The 18265-nt window shown below is 71.8% G+C and carries 15 protein-coding genes; 10 read left to right on the top strand and 5 right to left on the bottom strand.

Annotated elements, in window-relative coordinates; translation table 11 throughout:
- Positions 1-10 precede the first annotated feature (10 nt).
- Genes ABEB17_RS03215 through ABEB17_RS03200 form a run of 4 tightly spaced genes read left to right on the top strand, consistent with a single transcriptional unit; the run spans position 11 to position 3892 of the window.
- A complete protein-coding gene (locus ABEB17_RS03215) occupies positions 11-604 on the top strand; it encodes an acyltransferase (RefSeq protein ID WP_345715125.1) in 594 nt (197 codons plus the stop codon).
- Positions 601-1680, top strand: a complete 1080-nt coding sequence (locus tag ABEB17_RS03210; protein ID WP_345715124.1) for a DegT/DnrJ/EryC1/StrS family aminotransferase — start codon at positions 601-603, stop codon at positions 1678-1680. The genes ABEB17_RS03215 and ABEB17_RS03210 overlap by 4 nt, the downstream gene beginning before the upstream one ends.
- The gene (locus ABEB17_RS03205) at positions 1680-2672 is read left to right on the top strand and encodes a Gfo/Idh/MocA family oxidoreductase (protein WP_345715123.1); all 993 of its coding nucleotides are present in this window, start codon (positions 1680-1682) and stop codon (positions 2670-2672) included. The genes ABEB17_RS03210 and ABEB17_RS03205 overlap by 1 nt, the downstream gene beginning before the upstream one ends.
- Entirely contained in the window at positions 2669-3892 is a 1224-nt protein-coding gene (locus ABEB17_RS03200) for a glycosyltransferase (RefSeq protein ID WP_345715122.1), read from the top strand. The genes ABEB17_RS03205 and ABEB17_RS03200 overlap by 4 nt, the downstream gene beginning before the upstream one ends.
- Here the strand turns inward: ABEB17_RS03200 and wecB are convergent.
- Together wecB and ABEB17_RS03190 are read right to left on the bottom strand one after the other, a co-directional pair.
- Positions 3889-4962, bottom strand: a complete 1074-nt coding sequence (gene wecB, locus ABEB17_RS03195) for a non-hydrolyzing UDP-N-acetylglucosamine 2-epimerase (RefSeq protein ID WP_345715121.1) — start codon at positions 4960-4962, stop codon at positions 3889-3891. The two genes, ABEB17_RS03200 and wecB, sit on opposite strands and share 4 nt — an antisense overlap.
- Positions 4963-4973: 11 nt before the next feature.
- Positions 4974-6065 carry a glycosyltransferase gene (locus ABEB17_RS03190; protein ID WP_345715120.1) on the bottom strand — a complete coding sequence of 364 codons (1092 nt, stop codon included), beginning with the start codon at positions 6063-6065 and terminating at the stop codon, positions 4974-4976.
- Between the two features lie 64 nt (positions 6066-6129).
- Here ABEB17_RS03190 and ABEB17_RS03185 point away from each other — a divergent pair, with 64 nt between their 5' ends.
- The 3 genes from ABEB17_RS03185 to ABEB17_RS03175 all read left to right on the top strand — a co-directional run bounded on the left by ABEB17_RS03185 (position 6130) and on the right by ABEB17_RS03175 (position 9882).
- Positions 6130-7434, top strand: a complete 1305-nt coding sequence (locus ABEB17_RS03185) for a nucleotide sugar dehydrogenase (RefSeq protein WP_345715119.1) — start codon at positions 6130-6132, stop codon at positions 7432-7434.
- A gap of 48 nt (positions 7435-7482) precedes the next feature.
- Positions 7483-8637: an acyl-CoA dehydrogenase family protein gene (locus ABEB17_RS03180; protein WP_345715118.1), complete on the top strand. Its 1155-nt coding sequence runs from the start codon at positions 7483-7485 to the stop codon at positions 8635-8637.
- Positions 8638-8784: 147 nt separating this feature from the next.
- Positions 8785-9882, top strand: coding sequence for a right-handed parallel beta-helix repeat-containing protein (locus ABEB17_RS03175; RefSeq protein ID WP_345715117.1), 1098 nt, complete (start codon positions 8785-8787; stop codon positions 9880-9882).
- On the opposite strand, the gene ABEB17_RS03170 is transcribed toward ABEB17_RS03175, so the two are convergent.
- Positions 9879-10463 (bottom strand): RDD family protein, encoded by a 585-nt coding sequence (locus ABEB17_RS03170; protein WP_345715116.1) that lies wholly within the window; start codon positions 10461-10463, stop codon positions 9879-9881. The two genes, ABEB17_RS03175 and ABEB17_RS03170, sit on opposite strands and share 4 nt — an antisense overlap.
- On the bottom strand, positions 10460-11176 hold the full coding sequence (locus ABEB17_RS03165) for a hypothetical protein (RefSeq protein WP_345715114.1): 717 nt from the start codon (positions 11174-11176) through the stop codon (positions 10460-10462). Before ABEB17_RS03165 ends, ABEB17_RS03170 begins: the two co-directional genes overlap by 4 nt.
- Positions 11177-11497: 321 nt before the next feature.
- Between ABEB17_RS03165 and ABEB17_RS03160 the strand changes: the two genes are divergently transcribed.
- The 3 genes from ABEB17_RS03160 (at position 11498) to ABEB17_RS03150 (ending at position 16326) form a co-directional block, all read left to right on the top strand.
- Entirely contained in the window at positions 11498-14734 is a 3237-nt protein-coding gene (locus ABEB17_RS03160; RefSeq protein WP_345715113.1) for a S8 family serine peptidase, read from the top strand.
- Between the two features lie 137 nt (positions 14735-14871).
- Positions 14872-15255: a hypothetical protein gene (locus ABEB17_RS03155; protein ID WP_345715112.1), complete on the top strand. Its 384-nt coding sequence runs from the start codon at positions 14872-14874 to the stop codon at positions 15253-15255.
- A gap of 90 nt (positions 15256-15345) precedes the next feature.
- Positions 15346-16326: a glycosyltransferase family 2 protein gene (locus ABEB17_RS03150; RefSeq protein ID WP_378227086.1), complete on the top strand. Its 981-nt coding sequence runs from the start codon at positions 15346-15348 to the stop codon at positions 16324-16326.
- On the opposite strand, the gene ABEB17_RS03145 is transcribed toward ABEB17_RS03150, so the two are convergent.
- The gene (locus ABEB17_RS03145) at positions 16323-18239 is read right to left on the bottom strand and encodes a glycosyltransferase family 2 protein (RefSeq protein WP_345715110.1); all 1917 of its coding nucleotides are present in this window, start codon (positions 18237-18239) and stop codon (positions 16323-16325) included. The genes ABEB17_RS03150 and ABEB17_RS03145 overlap by 4 nt on opposite strands.
- Between the last annotated feature and the right edge of the window lie 26 nt (positions 18240-18265).

The following is an 18265-nucleotide window of genomic DNA, read 5'->3' as shown; positions in this document are numbered from 1 at the left end:
AGGGCAGTTGGTGTCTACTCACATCGCCCCCGGAGCCGATGTCGCGGACTCCGCGCAGATCGGTGAGGACAGCAAGATCTGGCACCTGTCGCAGGTCCGCGAAGGTGCCGACCTGGGCGCTCGGTGCATCGTGGGTCGCGGCGCGTACATCGGCACGGGTGTGGTGATGGGCGACGACTGCAAGGTCCAGAACTACGCGCTGGTGTACGAGCCGGCGGTGCTCGGTGCCGGGGTGTTCATCGGCCCAGCCGCGGTCCTGACGAACGACCAGTACCCGCGCGCCGTCAACCCGGACCTGTCGCAGAAGCTGGCCAGCGACTGGGAGGCGGTCGGCGTCACGATCGGGGACGGTGCCGCAGTCGGCGCACGTGCGGTCTGCATCGCGCCGGTCACCATCGGTCGGTGGGCGACCGTCGCGGCGGGTGCCGTGGTGACCCGCGACGTCCCCGACTACGCCCTCGTGGCCGGGGTGCCGGCTCGGCGCATCGCCTGGGTCGGCCCGGCAGGTGTCCCGCTGGAGCGTCACGGCGAGGGTTGGCGTTGCCCCACGACCGGTCAGACCTTTCACGAGCTCGACGACACCCTGGAAGAGGACGAAGCATGATTCCCGCAGCCAAGCCGATCATCGGCGACGAGGAGCGGGCCGCGGTCGACCGCGTCCTACGCAGTGGGATGGTGGCACAGGGCCCTGAGGTCGCCGCATTCGAGCAGGAGTTCGCCGAGCACGTCGTCGAGGGGCGCACGTGCGTGGCCGTCAACTCCGGGACGTCGGGCCAGCACCTCGGCCTGCTCGCCGCCGGCGTGGGGCCGGGTGACGAGGTGATCGTGCCCAGCTTCACCTTCGCGGCAACCGCCAACTCGGTCGCGCTGACCGGTGCGACGCCGGTCTTCGTCGACATCGAGCTCGACCAGTTCTGCCTCGACCCGGCCGCCGTCGAGGCGGCGGTCACCGAGCGCACCAAGGGGATCATGCCCGTGCACCTGTACGGCCACCCGGCGGACATGGACGGCCTGCAGGCCGTCGCCGACCGCCACGGCCTGGGCCTGTACGAGGACGCCGCGCAGGCGCACGCCGCCTCGTACCACGGTCGGCGCGTCGGCACGTTCGGTGACTTCGCGATGTTCAGCCTGTACCCGACCAAGAACATGACGTCGGGTGAGGGCGGCATGGTCAGCTGCGCGGACGCCGACCTCGAGCGGCGGGTTCGGCTGCTGCGCAACCAGGGCATGGAGAAGCAGTACGAGAACGAGCTCGTCGGGCTGAACAACCGGATGACCGACATCCACGCCGCGATAGGCCGCGTGCAGCTCACCAAGCTGGACGGGTGGACGGCTCAGCGTCAGCAGAACGCGGCCTTCTTCGACGCCAACCTCGAGGGGGTCGTGGTCCCGCCGGTCGCAGCGGACTGCGTGCACGTCTACCACCAGTACACGATCCGGGTCGCCGACGACCGCGACGGTGCGGCGAAGGCGCTCCGCGAGGAGCACGGCGTCGGCACCGGGGTCTACTACCCGATCCCGAACCACCGGTTGCCGTCTTTCCAGCGCGACCTGGACCTGCCGGTCACCGAGCAGGCGGCGCGCGAGGTGCTGTCGCTGCCCGTGCACCCCTCGCTGAGCCAGGACGACCTCGAGACCATCGTCACCGCGGTCAACACCGTCGTCCGGGCCGGCGCCTGATGCCGGCCACCTTGCGCGGCGCCGTCGTCGGGCTGGGGATGATGGGCCGGCACCACGTGCGCGTGATGCGGGAGATGGACGGCGTCGACCTCGTCGCCGTGGCCGACCCGGGTGGGGACCCGCACGCCGTGGCCGGCGGTCTGCCGCTGGTGTCCAGCGTGGCGGAGGTGGTCGCGCACGGCATCGACGTCGCCGTCGTGGCGGCGCCCACCGGCCTGCACGAGGAGATCGCCCTCGAGCTGGCGGACGCCGGCGTGCACGTGATGATCGAGAAGCCGCTGGCCTCGACCGCCGAGGCCGCGCGCTCGATCGTCGAGGCGTTCGAGGCGAAGGGTCTCGTGGGCTGCGTCGGACACATCGAGCGCTTCAACCCGGCCCTGCAGGAGGCCCGGGCGAGGATCGAGGCCGGAGAGCTCGGCGAGGTCTACCAGATCGTGACGCGCCGTCAGGGTCCGTTCCCGGCCCGGATCGCGGACGTGGGCGTGGTGAAGGACCTCGCGACCCACGACATCGACCTCACGGCCTGGGTCGCGCAGAGCCCGTTCACCAGCGTCGGCGCCCGGATCACGCACCGCAGCGGACGCGAGCACGAAGACCTGGTGGCGGCGGTCGGGTCACTGGCCAACGGGGTCGTGACCAGCCACCTCGTGAACTGGCTGTCGCCGTTCAAGGAGCGGATGACCGTGGTCACGGGGGAGCGCGGCTCGTTCGTGGCCGACACGTTGAACGCCGACCTGACGTTCTACGCGAACGGAACCGTGCCGACGGAGTGGGCCTCGGTGTCCAGCTTCCGGGGCGTCTCCGAGGGAGATGTCATCCGGTTCGCCTTCGCCAAGCGTGAGCCGCTTCGGGTCGAGCACGAGGCCTTCCGGGACGCCGTCAACGGCGATCCTTCGGGGATCGTGACCATGGCTGACGGCCTCCGCACCGTCGAGGTGGCCGAGGCCATGCTTGCCTCGGCCCGCGACGGCTCCGTCGTCCAGCTCGCGTGAGCGACACCGCACCAGCCCCGCGCCCGCCCCGTCGCCGCGCCGTCGTGGTGACGCGGCTGTTCTCGCCGGAGGTGTCAGCCGCGTCCGCCCGGCTGCGCGCCCTGACGGTGGCCTTCGCCGAGGCGGGCTGGGACGTCGAGGTGCTGACCACCCGGCCGCCCACCGGCACGGCGGACGTCGCGGATCCGGACGGCGTGCGGGTCCGCCGCTGGCCGGTGCTGCGCGACGCCCAGCAGACGGTGCGCGGGTACGTGCAGTACCTGAGCTTCGACCTGCCGCTCGTCCTGCGACTGCTGGTCGTGCGTCGTCCCGACGTCGTGATCTGCGAGCCGCCGCCGACGACGGGGCTGGTCGTCCGGGTGGTGTGCGCCCTGCGGCGGGTGCCCTACGTCTGGTTCGCGGCCGACGTCTGGAGTGACGGGGCGGCCAGCGCCGGCGCGCCCGGACCGGTCGTCCGGGCGGTCCGCGCGGTTGAGTCGTGGGTGCTCTCCGGAGCCCGGCACGTGCTGTCGGTCAACGAGGGCGTCACCGAGCGGTTGCTGCTGCTCGGCGTCCGGCCCGAGACGGTACAGCTCGTCGGGAACGGGGTGGACACCGACGTCTTCGGCCCGGACGACGTCCCCGAGGGTGGGTCTCAGGTCCGGGGGGCGCCGATCCCGGAGCCCTACGCGGCGTACGCGGGGACGATGTCGGAGTGGCAGGGTGCTGACGTGTTCGTGCGCGGTTTCGCGCAGGTGCTCGACCGGCTGCCGCGGGACGCCCGGTTGGTGTTCCTCGGCCAGGGCAGTGCGCTGCCGTCGATCCGCGCCGCGGCCGACGAGCTCGCCCCCGGCCGGGTGGACTTCCCCGGGGTGGTTCCGCCGCCGGTCGCGGCACGGTGGCAGCGGCACGCTACCTGCGCACTGGTCTCCATCGTCCCGGGTCAGGGCTACGACTTCGCCCGACCCACGAAGATCTGGGCGGCCACGGCAACCGGGACGCCGGTGCTGTACGCCGGCGTCGGCGCAGCTGCCGAGCAGGTCGAGCGCGAGGCCCTCGGCGAGGCCGTGGACCACGACGCGAGTGCCGTCGCCGAGGGTCTGGTCCGAGCCTTTGCCGCTCCGCCGAGCGACGAGCGCCGTGCGCGGCTGGCGGACTGGACGCGAGAGCACGCGAGCCTGCGACAGGTCGCTCGAGAGGCTGTGGCCGGCGTGCTGCGGGCGATCGGGCTGCCCGGCTAGCTCTCCGAGGTCGACCCCGTCTCACCGAGCAGGACCGCGGCTACCCGCTGTGCCGCGTGCCCGTCGCCGTACGGGGCTGCATCGGTCGCGGGTGGCTCGGGGCGGGCGGCAGCGGCCGCGACGTCGACCAGGTCACCGTCCAGGACGTTCCAGCCGAGGTCGACGGTCTCGGTCCACTCGGTCTCGGTGCGCAGGGTCGTACACGGCACCCGCAGCAGGAACGCCTCCTTCTGCAGGCCACCGGAGTCGGTGACGACGCCGCGGGAGTGCAGCGCCAACCTGATCAGCTCGGGGTAGGGCTGCGGCTCGGCAACGACGACGGATCCCTGGGCGAGGGGCAGCCCCTGGCGTTCGGCAGTGGCCACCAGCCGCGGGTGCGCCAGCAGGAGCACGGGGTGGTCCAGCGCGGCCAGCGACTCAACCACCCGGTGCAGCCGCTGCGGGTCGTCGGTGTTCTCGGCGCGGTGGATGGTGGCCAGGTAGTAGCCCTGCTCGGGGTCGACCCCGGCCGTCGTCGGCGGCTCGTCCTGCACCGCCTGCGCGACCCGCAGGCAGACGTCCGTCATCACGTCGCCGACCATCGTGCTGCGAGCGGCCAGTCCCTCGTCGCGCAGGTGACCCATCGCCACCTCGGTCGGCGCCAGGCACAGGTCGGCGGCGTGGTCGGTGAGCACCCGGTTGTGCTCCTCCGGCATCCGCCGGTTGAAGGAGCGCAGACCGGCCTCGAGGTGGGCGACCTTCTGGTGCAGCTTCACGGCGGCGACGGTGGCGGCCAGCGTCGAGTTGGTGTCGCCGTAGACGAGCACCCAGTCCGGCCGCTGTGCCAGCAAGACGTCCTCGATCCCGGCGAGCATCGCGCCGGTCTGGTGGCCGTGGCTCGCCGATCCGATCCCCAGGTGCACGTCGGGCGCCGGGATCTTCAGGTCGGCGAAGAACACGTCGGACAGCCGTGCGTCGTAGTGCTGTCCGGTGTGCACGATGACGTGCTCGCAGCGCCCGGCCAACGCCTCGGCGACCGGGGCGAGCTTGACGAACTGCGGTCGGGCGCCGACGACGCTGAGTACCTTCACGGCGCAGGAGTCTATCCGCGCCGCGACCGGGCCACGGCGTACGCCTCGTCGAAGTCGTCGGCCACGGCGACCGGGTTGAACCTGGCTCGCACGGGTGCTGCGAACGTCTCAGGGTCCCGGCCGACCAGCCGGGTGTGGGCGTCCTCGACCGCGTCGGCGTACGCCGTCGGGCTGCGCTGGGCCACGAGGCGGCCGAGGTCGGCAGTGACGAAGTCACGCTGGCCGCCGGTGCCGCCCAGGACGACGGGTCGCCCGTGGAGCAGCGCTTCAGCGCCCGCGACGCAGAACGTCTCGTGCTCGCTCGGCAGCAGGAAGCAGGTGGACCAGCCGTGGTGCTGGGCGAGCTGGTCGGGGGGCACCTGGCCCACCAGCTCCAGGTGGTCGCCCACCCCCAGCTCGACGGAACGGCTGCGGACGGCGACCTGCAGGGCGCCGCTCCCGGCCCAGCGCAGCGAGGCCTGGTGACCACGCCGCCGCAGCTCGGCCAGGGTCTCGACGGCGAGCAGCGGGTTCTTGATGGCGTTCAGGCCGCCGACGCTGAGCAGGTTCATCGTTCCGGGTGCCTGGGCGAGCCACGGCAGCGGCTGCTCCGGGCCGGCGACCACGTTCGGCACGACCACGTGCGCGCCGTCCCGCGTGAAGGGCGCAACCCGCTCATCGAGGTAGGAGCTGACCGACGTCACCAGGTGCGGCCACCGGAGCAGGTGGCGGGACCCGCGCAGCGCCGACCAGTACCGCCCGGCCGAGGCGGGGTCGCTGACACCGGACCAGTGCTCGGTGTGCACCCAGGTGCTGGGCCCGCGGGCCACGGCACCCCAGGGCAGTGACGAGAAGGCCATCGTGTGCACGACGTCGGGCCGCCATCGCGCCGCGTGTGCCCGCAACGCCCGAGCGTCGCCGACCAGCGAGGTGGGCACCTTCGAGTACCTGTGGACCGGCGGTGTTGACGGTGAGCCGGCGGGCTCGCCCGTCGTGGAGCCGGTGACGTGCGCGACCCGGACGTCGTGCCGGGCGGCGATGGCGGCCAGGTGCCGCTGCACGAAGACGCCCACAACAGGGTTCTCGTCGCTCGGGTACCAGGTGGTGACGGCGAGGATCCGCATGATCGGCGATCCTATGTCGTCGTTATGCTGCTGGTCGTTCCGCGCCGCTCCGGGAGGACCCTTCATGCAGATCACCGTCGTCGCTCTCGGCAAGATCGGGCTGCCGCTCGCGGTCCAGTTCGCCAGCAAGGGTCACAGCGTCGTCGGGGCTGACGTCAACCAGCAGACGGTCGATCAGGTGAACGCGGGTGTCGAGCCGTTCCCCGGCGAGGCGCACCTCGCTGACAAGCTGCGCGAGGTGGTGGACGCCGGGCGGCTGACCGCAACCACGGACACCACCGCCGCGGTCGCCGGCAGCGACGCCGTCGTCCTGGTGGTGCCGCTGTTCGTGGACGACGACGCGAAGCCCGACTTCCGGGCGATGGACGCGGCGACGGCCGCCGTGGCGGCCGGGCTCCGTCCCGGGACGCTGGTCAGCTACGAGACGACCCTGCCGGTGGGGACCACGCGCAGCCGGTTCCTGCCGGTGCTGGAGGGGACGTCGGGCCTGACCGTCGGGCAGGACCTGTTCGTCGCGTTCTCGCCCGAGCGGGTGCTGACCGGCCGGGTCTTCGCCGACCTGCGCAAGTACCCGAAGCTGGTGGGCGGCGTCGACCAGGCCAGCGCCGAACGGGCCATCGGGTTCTACGAGTCGGTCCTGGACTTCGACGAGCGACCCGACCTGGCACGGCCGAACGGGGTGTGGGACCTCGGCTCGGCAGAGGCCAGCGAGCTGGCCAAGCTGGCCGAGACGACCTACCGGGACGTGAACATCGGTCTGGCCAACCAGTTCGCCCTGTTCGCGGGCAAGCACGGCATCGACGTCAACGCGGTGATCGACGCCTCGAACTCCCAGCCCTACAGCCACATCCACCGCCCGGGCATCGCCGTCGGCGGCCACTGCATCCCGGTGTACCCGAGGCTCTACCTGTGGAACGACCCGGACGCGTCCATCGTGGCGACGGCCAGGGCTGCCAACGCCGAGATGCCGGAGCGCACCGTGGCGATGCTGGAGGCCGAGCTGGGTGACCTGTCCGGCCGCCGGGTGGCCGTGCTCGGTGCGTCGTACCGCGGTGGGGTGAAGGAGACGGCGTTCTCCGGGGTCTTCGCCACGGTGGGCGCACTGCGCGGCCGGGGAGCCGACGTCGGCGTGCACGACCCGATGTACTCGGACGACGAGCTGACGACCCTGGGCTTGCCGGTGCACCACCTGGGCGACCCGGTGGATGCTGCGGTCGTGCAGGCCGACCACGCGGAGTACGCCGAGCTCACCCCGGCCGACCTGCCCGGCGTCCAGGTGCTGGTGGACGGCCGGCGGATCACTGACCCGGCCCGCTGGACGGCCGTGACCCGGGTGCTGATCGGTGCCCCCACGTCGCGCCCGCAGTGACGAACGCCTCGTCCGAGGCGAAGTGACCGGCCGGTAGCATTGACGTTCGTGAGCGACTTCGACCTGTACCGGCTGAGCGAGGACCACGAGGGGCTGCGGGAGGCGGTGCGAGCCGTCGTCCAGGCCAAGGTGGCGCCGCACGCCGCCGAGGTGGACGACAAGAGCGCCTTCCCGCAGCAGGCCTTCGAGGCCTTGCGGGCCGCGGACTTCCACGCCCCGCACATCCCCGAGCAGTACGACGGTGTCGGGGCCGACGCCCTCGCCACCTGCCTGGTCATCGAGGAGGTGGCCCGCGGCTGCGCGTCGTCCTCGCTGATCCCCGCGGTCAACAAGCTCGGCACCATGCCGCTGCTGCTCGCCGCCAGCGACGAGGTCAAGGCGAGGTACCTGCCGCCGGTGGCCAGTGGCGAGGCGATGTTCAGCTACGGGCTGTCCGAGCGCGAGGCCGGCAGCGACACCGCGAGCATGCGCTGCAAGGCCACCCCGGACGGCGACGAGTTCGTACTGAACGGCCAGAAGTCGTGGATCACCAACGCCGGCATCAGCGAGTACTACACGGTGCTCGCGGTCACCGACCCCGATGCGCCGCGCGGCCGCGGCGTCACGGCGTTCGTGGTGGAGAAGTCCGACGAGGGCTTCACGTTCGGCGAGCCCGAGCGCAAGCTTGGCATCAAGGGCAGCCCCACCCGCGAGCTGCACTTCGACAACTGCCGGATCCCCGCGGACCGGATGGTCGGCGAGCGCGGCGAGGGCCTGAAGATCGCCCTGCGCACGCTGGACCACACCCGGGTGACCATCGGCGCGCAGGCCGTCGGGATCGCCCAGGGCGCGCTGGACCACGCGCTCGCGTACGTCAAGGACCGCAAGCAGTTCGGCAAGGCGGTCGCCGAGTTCCAGGGCGTGCAGTTCATGCTCGCGGACATGGCGATGAAGCTCGAGGCGGCCCGGCAGATGGTCTACGTCGCCGCGGCCAAGAGCGAGCGGAACGACCCCGACCTGCCGTTCTTCGGGGCGGCGGCCAAGTGCTACGCCTCGGACGTCGCCATGGAGGTCACCACGGACGCCGTCCAGCTGCTCGGCGGCGCCGGCTACGTCAAGGACTTCCCGCTGGAGCGGATGATGCGGGACGCCAAGATCACCCAGATCTACGAGGGCACCAACCAGATCCAGCGGTTGGTGATGGCCCGCCAGCTGCTGAGGTAGCAGCGACCGCGTCTCGTGCTCCGACGCGGGACGCCCTCTCCAGCCGCAGAGCAATGACGTCGAGCGGCTGACGCGGACGGACCCGGGCGAGCACAGTGGTGAGGTGGCCTGGCCGCAGGGGGCAGGCCGTTGGCTCGAGGGGGTCCCATGCGCATCGCACCTGTCCTGACCGCGCTCACGGTTGTCGCGGCATCCGTCGTGGCGTCGCCATCCGCTGCCCAGGCAGCGTCCGGCGTCCAGTGCGGCGAGACGCTGCACGCCGACGCCCACCTGACCCACGACCTCACGTGCGCCTACGACCAGGGCATCGTGCTCGACGGTCACGTCACGCTCGACCTGCGTGGACACCGGCTGCGCGGCGACGGCGACCCCCGAGGCACGGCGATCAAGGTCACCGACGTGGCCGACGTCGTGGTGCGCAATGGCCGCATCGAGCACTGGGGCACGGGGCTGTCCGGCAGTCGCGACCTCGACAACCCTGGGACCGGCACGGTGAGCGTGAGCGGGATCGCCTTCTCCCGCAACCAGACGGGCCTCGACTTCTCCGACATCATCGGCACGTACCTGCCGGCGCCGCGGTACGTGGTGGCACGTTCCAGCTTCACGCACAACACCACCGCGCTGTCAGCGGTCGCGGGCTTCGCCTCGGTGACCGCCGCCACGCTCAGCGACAACGGCGCGGGGGTGCGCGTGATCACCGGCAGCCTGCGGGTCAGCCACTCGACGGTGACCCGCAGCCAGACGGCTTTCAGCTGCGACGAGTCGTTCTGCTCACTGCGGTACAACACGCTCAGGGGCAACGTCGTCGGTGTCACGGCGGCGGTCTTCGGGGCAGACCTCACCGGCAACACCGTGACCGGCAGCGACGTCGCCTTCGTCACGTTCGGGGCGTTCGGCGGCAGCACGCTGACCGGCAACCACCTCGTGCGGAACCGGATCGGCGTCTCGGTCGGCGAGTTCAGCACGGTGACGTTGCGCAAGAACGTCATCGAGCGGAACACGACCGGCTACACCGCCGACGCGGACGACCCGTCCACCGACCACCGCTCGGCGCTGCTCGACCGCAACCTGTTCCTGCGCAACGGTGACGGGCTCGTCACGAGCAACGACCGCACCAGCCTGCGCAAGAACGTGGCGATCGACAACACGCACCGGGGCATCTACGCGCCGCACGCCACTGACCTCGGCGGCAACATCGCCTTCGGCAACGGGACGTCACCCCAGTGCGTAGGAGTCGCCTGCTAGGGCGAGCCCTCCGTCGGGGTCGGTGCACCGGGCAGGGCGCCGGGCAGGGCTACGGGGAGCGGCTCCTCGGTGACCGGCGGGAGCGCCCGCTCCTGGCGCCAGGGCGCCCGCGGGCTCCAGTCGTAGATCACCGAGGAGCGCAGCACCGTGTCCTGCAGGGAGCGGTTCTGCCGGCTGGCCGCGCACCAGAGCAGCCCGATGGGGAAGAACACGCAGAACACCGCGCGCAGCAAGGACGTCACCGGACGCAGCCGGCCGCCGCGGAAGTTGACCACACGCAGCCCCATGAGGTGGCACCCGTAGGTGCGCCCGCTCACCGCCCAGCCGATGGTGAGGTAGCCGATGAGCAGGGTCAGCACGCACGTCGTCTGCAGCAGGAAGGGCAGCTGCGGCATGCTGAAGCTGCGGGGGTGGAACAGGAACCGGGCCACGGCGACGCCACCCCAGATCGCCAGGGTGATGACGCCGACCAGCAGGCCGTCCACGGTGTTGGCGATGACCCGGGTGACGAGTCCGGCCCGCTGGCCCTGGAAGGGCCTGGCCTCGCGGGGGATCGGCGAGATGGAGCCCGCGGCGCTCATGTCGGGGTGCCCGGGGGAGGCGGCAGGGCGTTGGTCGAGCGGGGACGCCGGCGCAACCGGAACCGGTCGACCACCCGGGCGACGGCCTCGTCGGCGGAGATGCTCTGCAGCCGCACCTCCGTGACGCTGCCGGAGGCCACGGACGTCGTGGACTCGCGGATGATCTCGGGGATGTCCAGCGCGTTCATGATCTCCTCGGTGAGCGCGACCAGGTCGAGCCGCCCGATGATCGCCTCGATGTCGAGCCGCTTGGCGATCGCGTCGAGGTCCACCCGCGAGACGGCGCCGTCGAGGTCGACGACGGCGACGAGCTGGTCGATGTCCACCCGGTCCCGGACGACCTGGGTCAGGTCCACCCGGTCCAGGACGGCGGACAGTGTCATGGGCACCACACGATCGAGGACCGTGGACACTGCCTGCTCGATCGACTGACGGGTGGCCCGGGCCCGCACCGTGAGGTCGTCCCGCGCCCGGACCGATCGGGGACCGGTGGTCAGTGGCGGGGCCGGCAGGGCGCGGCCGATCGCACCGGCCAGGCGCAGTCCGCCTCGCCCCACCCGGAAGGCGGCCACCGTCGTCAGCACGGTCACGTCGGCGACCAGCGCCACGGCGCCGGACATCGGCTCCCGCGGTGGGATCACCACGTGCGTCACGACGTGGCTCATCACGGGGTTCACTACGGGGCCGCTGACCTCGTCGTCCGCTGCACTCATGCCGTGCTCACGTCCCGCCCCGGGTCCTCGACCCGCTGTGGCCGAGTCTAACCAGGCGCCCCGTCGCCCACCGGGACTTCCGCGACAAGGCGTTCGGGTCGCAAACGTCCGGTCTTGAGAGTGATCGAGTTACGAACAGGTCACGATCATGGACGCATAGCGTGACAAGTACCGGCTTCCGGCCAAAGGATGCGCCACAGACGTGCACTCGCGGTCCGTCGCGGGGGCCGACGCTGAAAGGACCTGCTTGTGAGAGACATCTCGGCACGCGGCCGGCGAACCCTCGCCGCGGCCCTGGCATCAGGGGTGACCATCGCGGCGATGGCGACAGGAACACTGTCGGCCGGAGCCGCCGCCACGACGGGCGGCATCACCCCGGTGCCCGCCCCCACCACGACCTCCGGCGGGGCCGCGAAGGACAGCCCGACCGGCACGGCCGACAAGCTCGGCAGCCACGACCGGCAGCTGCTCGCGCAGGCCGAGGCGAAGAAGCAGAAGCAGGTCACCCTCCTCATCGCGACCGACAAGGGCAAGACGGCCGCGGTGGCCAAGCAGGTCGAGGCCCTCGGCGGCGCGGTGACCAACCAGGTCGACAAGGTCGGCTACGTCAAGGCTCTGGTGCCCACCGCCAAGGTGACCCGCACCGCCAAGCTGCCGGGCGTCGCCGCGGTGGACCTCAACGAGACGATCCCGCTGTACGACAGCCGTCCCGACACCTCGAAGGGCTCGGCCGCCAAGGCGGCGCTCTACCCGGCCCCCGGCGCGAGCACCCCGGCGTCGAACCCCTACATGCCGACGAACGAGACCGGCTCGGTCAAGTTCAAGAAGGACCACCCGACCTGGGACGGCCGCGGCACCACGATCGGCATCATGGACTCCGGCGTGGACCTGGACAACCCGGCCCTGCAGACCACCTCCACGGGTCAGCGCAAGATCGTCGACTGGGTCACCGCCACGGACCCGCTGACCGACGGCGACGGAACCTGGCGCCCGATGATCACCAGCGTCACCGGCCCGACGTTCACCGCCGCCGGCCGCACCTGGACCGTCCCGGCCGGCACCTACAAGTTCGCCCTGTTCAGCGAGTCGATCACCGCGGCCGACCAGTACGGCGGCGACGTCAACCGGGACGGCGACACCACCGACCGGTTCGGCGTCCTGTACGACCCGGCGACGCACAACATCTGGGTCGACTCCGACAACGACGCCGACCTCACCAACAACCCGGTCATGCGCCCCTACAACCAGAACTACGACGTGGGCCACTTCGGCACCGACAACCCGTCGACCGCCGTGCGCGAGCAGGTGCCGTTCGTCGTCGAGTACCGGACGAACGTCGACACCACCCCGGTGGGCGGCCCCGGCCTGCTCGACTACGTCAACATCGGCATCATCGAGGACGAGCACGGCTCGCACGTCGCCGGCATCGCGGCCGGTAACGACATGTTCGGCAACGCGAACTACGACGGCCAGGCGCCCGGGGCGAAGATCGTCTCGGCCCGCGCCTGCAGCTGGGGCGGTGGCTGCACCGCGGCCGCGCTGACCGACGGCATGATCGACCTGGTCGTCAACCGGCACGTGGACGTCGTCAACATGTCGATCGGCGGGCTGCCCGCCCTGAACGACGGCAACAACGCGCGCGCCACCCTCTACAACACGCTGATCCACGACTACGGCGTGCAGCTCGTGATCTCCGCGGGCAACTCCGGATCCGGTCTGAACACGATCGGTGACCCGGCGGTGGCGACCGACGTCGTCGCCGTGGCGGCCAGCATCAGCAAGGACACCTGGCTGTCGAACTACGGCTCGGTGGTCAAGGACAAGCTGGACGTCATGCCGTTCAGCTCGCGCGGCCCGAGCGAGGCCGGTGGGTTCAAGCCGAACATCACCGCACCTGGCGCGGCCATCTCCACGGTCCAGCTGTGGCTGCCGGGTGCACCGGTGGCCGAGGCCGGCTACGACCTGCCGCCGGGGTACGCCATGCTCCAGGGCACGTCGATGGCCTCTCCGCAGACCGCCGGTGCTGCAGCCCTGCTGCTGTCCGCGGCCCGGGACAAGGACCTCGGCGTCACGCCGGCCCAGCTGCGGCAGGCGATGTACTCCTCGGCTGACTTCGAGAGCGACATCTCGGCGGCGGCCCAGGGCAACGGGTTCCTGGACGTCCCGGCGGCGTGGAAGCTGCTGAAGACGGACCTCGAGACCCGCAGCTACACCTCGACCGCGCCGGTCTGCACGCCGATCTCGGACTTCCTCGCCACGCCCAACCAGGGCGAGGGGATCTACAACCGGTGCGCGGCGAACGCGGGTGGCTTCAAGCCCGGCCAGACCAAGACCTACAACGTCAAGGTCACCCGGACCAGCGGTCCGGCCGGCAACCGCACCCACCAGGTCGTCTGGGTCGGCAACGACGGCACGTACAGCTCGGCGCGCTCGGTCGTGCTGCCGCTGAACAAGACCGTCAGCATCCCGGTCACCGCCCGTCCCGGCGCTGGCGCGCACACCGCCATCATGCGGCTGGACGACGCGGCGACGGCGGGTGTCGACTTCGCGGTGATGAACTCGGTGGTCGCGTCGACGGACACCACCAAGCCGTCGTACTCGATGACCCGTTCGGGCACGGTGGACCGCAACCACACCACGTCGTACTTCGTCACCGTTCCCGAGGGCGCCAAGTCCTTGCAGGTCAAGATCGGTGGCATCGCGACGGGCTCGCAGGTGCGGTTCATCGCGATCAACCCGTACGGCGTCCCGGCGGACCCGACGTCCACGCCGAACTGCTACCTGAACTACGTCAACCCGGCCAACACCTGCAAGCCCGACGAGCGGTCGTACGACAACCCGCTGCCGGGCGTGTGGGAGATCGAGGTCGAGGCCCGTCGCACGTCCCCGTCGCTGAACAACCCGTACGAGCTCAAGGCGGCGATCCAGGGCGTCACGGTGGACCCGGAGACGGTCACCCTGCCGAGTGTCACCGAAGGGGTGGCGACCCCGGTGACGTGGTCCCTGCGCAACGATTGGGGCCCGGTGAACGTCAAGGGTCAGGGCGGACCGCTCGGGAGCGCGCTCGTCGAGCGGCCGAGCATCGACGACCTGGGCCAGAACGTCAGTGAGGTCGTGGTCCCGGCCGGGGCTACCCGGCTGGACGTCGCGATCGGCAACACGAGCGACCTCGGCGCCGACCTCGACCTGTCCGTGTACAACGCGGCGGGTGCCCTGGTCGGTCAGTCGGCGGACGGTGACTCGGAGGAGTCGGTGTCGCTGGCGAACCCGGCGGCGGGGACGTACACCGTGGTGGTCGACGGGTACTCCGTGCCCGCAGGCAGCACGGAGTACGACTACCGCGACGTGTTCTACTCGCCGGCGCTCGGCACGCTCTCCGCACCCGCCGGGACGCTGGCCCTGGCCAACGGCCAGACGGCGTCGCTGACCGGCTCGGTCACGGCGAACAGCGCACCGGCCGCGGGACGCCAGCTGTTCGGTGAGCTCGTCGTGCTCACCGACCTCGGCGCCGTGGTCGGGCGAGGTTCGGTGCAGATCGGCGCAGTCACCGCTCCGTGAGGTGAGTGAGCCGTGAGCTGAGTGAGCCTGTCGCACGAGCGATCGCGGGCCCACCCCCACACCGGGGGGTGGGCCCGCAGTCGTCCCGGCGGTGGGAGCGGCTGGAACCGGACGACGTCCCCGCGCGTCGTACCGACATGAGCGTGCGCAGGTGGGCGGCGACGGTGGGGGCGACGTCCCTGCTGGTCCTGGTGGCCGGGTGCGGTGGGTCGACACCGACGAGCCCACCCGATGCGACCGCGGTACCCCCGAGCCCCAGCGCGTCGACCAGCGCGACGGCGAAGCCGACCGACGGTGGTCCCGTGTTCGACGGCGGCCCGGTCAGCGTGGCCGGCATCCCGCAGCAGGGCGTGGAGCAGGGCTGCCTGCTGCTGGACGGCTACCTCCTGCTCGGCGGCGACCGGGCCCTGCTCGGCCAGGGCGTGCCCGTGACCGTGAGCGGGCACCTCGACCGGCAGCTCATGTCGCACTGCCAGCAGGGCCGCCCGTTGGTCGTCGACTCCGTGACGGCAGGTGGCTGAGCGCGCCGGACGGGCCGACTATGGTGACCGGGTGAGCTCGCAGACCACCCCCACGACGGCGTGAACGCCCCGCTGTCGGTGTCGGTGGTGATGCCGGTCCTGAACGAGGAGCGGCACCTGGCCGAGGCCGTGGCCGCTGTGCTGGACCAGGACTACCCGGGAGCGATCGAGGTCGTCCTCGCGCTCGGACCCAGCACCGACGGCACCGACGAGGTCGCGGCGCGACTGCACGCGGACGACCCGCGGGTGCGGACCGTGCGCAACCCCTCGGGCCGCACGCCCGCGGCCCTCAACCTGGCGCTCGCCGCCAGCGCCAACCCGATCGTGGTCCGGGTGGACGGGCACGCGCTGCTGGAGTCGCACTACGTGAGCACCGCGGTCGAGCTGCTGCAGCGCACCGGCGCGGCGAACGTCGGTGGGGTGATGGCCGCCGAGGGCACGACGACGTTCGAGCGTGCGGTGGCCGCGGCGATGACGTCGGTCCTGGGCGTGGGGGCGTCGGCGTTCCACGTGGGCGGCGACGACGGACCGGCCGACACCGTCTACCTGGGCGTGTTCCGCCGGGAGTGGCTGGACCGGGTCGGTGGCTACGACGAGCGGTTCGTCCGCGCCCAGGACTGGGAGATGAACCACCGCATCCGCGAGCTCGGCGGGCTGGTCTGGTTCTCACCGCGGCTGCGGGTGTCCTACCGCCCGCGCGCGACCGTCCGCGCGCTGTCGCGGCAGTACCGGGACTACGGTCGCTGGCGTCGGGTCGTCTCCCGCACGCACCGCGGCACGATCAACCTGCGCTACCTGGCCCCGCCGGTGGCGGTGCTGGGCGTCGCCCTGGGGACGCTCGTGGCCGCCGTCGGCGCCGTGGCGGGGGTGCCCGCGGCCGCCTGGGCGCTCGTGCTGCCGGGCGGGTACCTCGCGGTGATCACGCTCGGGTCGCTGGTCGTGGGTCGCGCCGAGCCGATCGCCGTCCGCGCCACGCTGCCCGCGGTGCTGGCCACCATGCACCTGTCCTGGGGATGGGGCTTCCTGACCAGCCCCGGCTCGATCGTCCCGCGGGCGCTGAACGAGTCCTAGCCGCGACCCAGCAGCTGGGAGATCCGGCGCGCGACCCGACGGTTCGGGCGAGGGCGTCGACGGGTGGTGGGCGCCGTCGCCGGCCGCCGTTCGTCCCGGACCGAGAACGAGCCGTGCTCGGTCCGGTAGCAGGCCAGCGGTGGCCAGCACGGCACGCCGTACGCGAGGTCGTGCACGAGCCGCCGTTCGGGTGCCCCCTCCTCGCCGGACCGCAGCCAGAGGTCGAAGATCTGGCCCCCGCTGGACGGGGGGAAGCTGATCGTGACCGACCGTCCGTCGGGAACCAGGGGTGCGAGAGCGAGCTCAGGTTCGTTGCGTCGTCGCACGAGCACTCGCGTGGCACCGTCCGCCGGCTCGGCGAGGACCAGCCGGAGGACGCCCTCCCGCCACTCGGTGCCGATCACCCGGGGCCGCGGGGCGGGCTTGGCGGACAGCCGGAGGGCGAGCGTGCCGCCCTTGGTCACGTACGCGTGTGCTCGGTGCGTGCCGCCGGGATCCTCCACGGTCGCCTCGAGGTCGACGTCGCCGTCGACGGCTAGCCGCTGGACCCGCGGCTCGCCCAGGAACGACACCCGCGCCAGCACGTCCCAGAGGCCGTCCTCGAGCTGCTGCTGGAAGACACCGGACCAGGGGTCGACCCGGCCGGTCCACCGGACGGTGGGGGTCGGCCGGCCGTCCTCGTCACCGAGCTCGAGCACGCTGCGGCCCGGCAGCGGCCACTCGATGCTCGACGGGCGGTGCCGGACCGTCAGCTCGAGCTCGCCGAGGTCCGGCGGGAGCAGACGCCAGCGCTGGCTCGGGTCGTCCACGTCCAGGAGCAGGTCGTCACCGTCCCGGAGGAGGCGCACGGGCTCGCCGGTGGCGTCCAGGAGGCGGGCGCTCGCGCTCAGCTCCAGGCTCGACCCGACCCACCGGACGTCCTCGAGCCGCACGGGCATCGTCAGGTCGCGGCTGAACTCCTGCGCCTGGTCGAACCGCGTCCGGTCCTGTCGCCGCAGCGCGTTCAGCCGCCAGCGGGCCAGCACCGGGACAAGGGGCTCGACGTCCGCCGGGAGCAGCCGCGGCACCAGGTCGTACAGCGGGGCCACCACCGCCGCCTGCTCCTCCTCGGACGACGCCAGGTACTCCGCCGGCCGCGCGTGCAGCAGCATGCGGCGGCCGGACCAGGCGAGGGCGGCGTCGTTGACCCGGCCCGGTCCGACGGTGTCGCTGAAGGTCTGGACCGTCTCCGCCAGGTTGTCCCAGTAGTGCGGGAACTTCTGCTGGTTCGCGCTGTTGTTGGTGCCGTCGTTGCGCAGGACCCAGCGGTAGCAGGGGTAGTCGGCGACGACCGAGATCACCCGGGCCAAGGGCATCGCCCGGGCCATGAAGAAGTGGTCCTCCAGCCGCACCTGCCGCTCCGGGAAGCGGATGTCGTGCTCGACCAGGAAGGCGCGACGGAAGAGCTTGTGGGTCATCCGGCTGATGAGGAGGTGGTCGTCGACCAGGTCCCCGTCAGCGACGTTGCGGTACGACAGCGGCCAGAACGGGGTGGTCATCCCCTCGGTGACGACCTTGCCGTAGACGATGTCGGCGCCGTTGTCGCGGGCGCTCGCGTACATCCGCACCAGCGACTCGGGGAAGAACTCGTCGTCGTGGTCGGCGAAGAAGACGTACTCGCCCTGCGCGAGGTCCGTCCCGAGGTTGCGCGGCGTGCCCGGCCAGCCCGAGTTGGGGATCGTGCGCACCACGGTGTTGGCCCGGCGGTCGGCGTAGGCGTGCAGGCGGGCCGGAGAGTCGTCGGTCGACCCGTCGTCCACGAAGACCAGCTCGAGGTCCTCCACGCGCATGCTCTGGGCGTCCAGCGAGGTGAGCAGCCGGTCCAGGTGCGGCCCGGGGTTGTACACCGGCACGATGACACTGACTTTGACCACAGTGGCCTCTCGACCGCCTCCTCGCC

The sequence above is a fragment of the Angustibacter luteus genome (genome assembly GCF_039541115.1).
Taxonomy (GTDB): domain Bacteria; phylum Actinomycetota; class Actinomycetes; order Actinomycetales; family Angustibacteraceae; genus Angustibacter; species Angustibacter luteus.
Note: the sequence above shows the minus strand (reverse complement) of the source record. Positions and strands in the feature narration are given on the sequence as shown.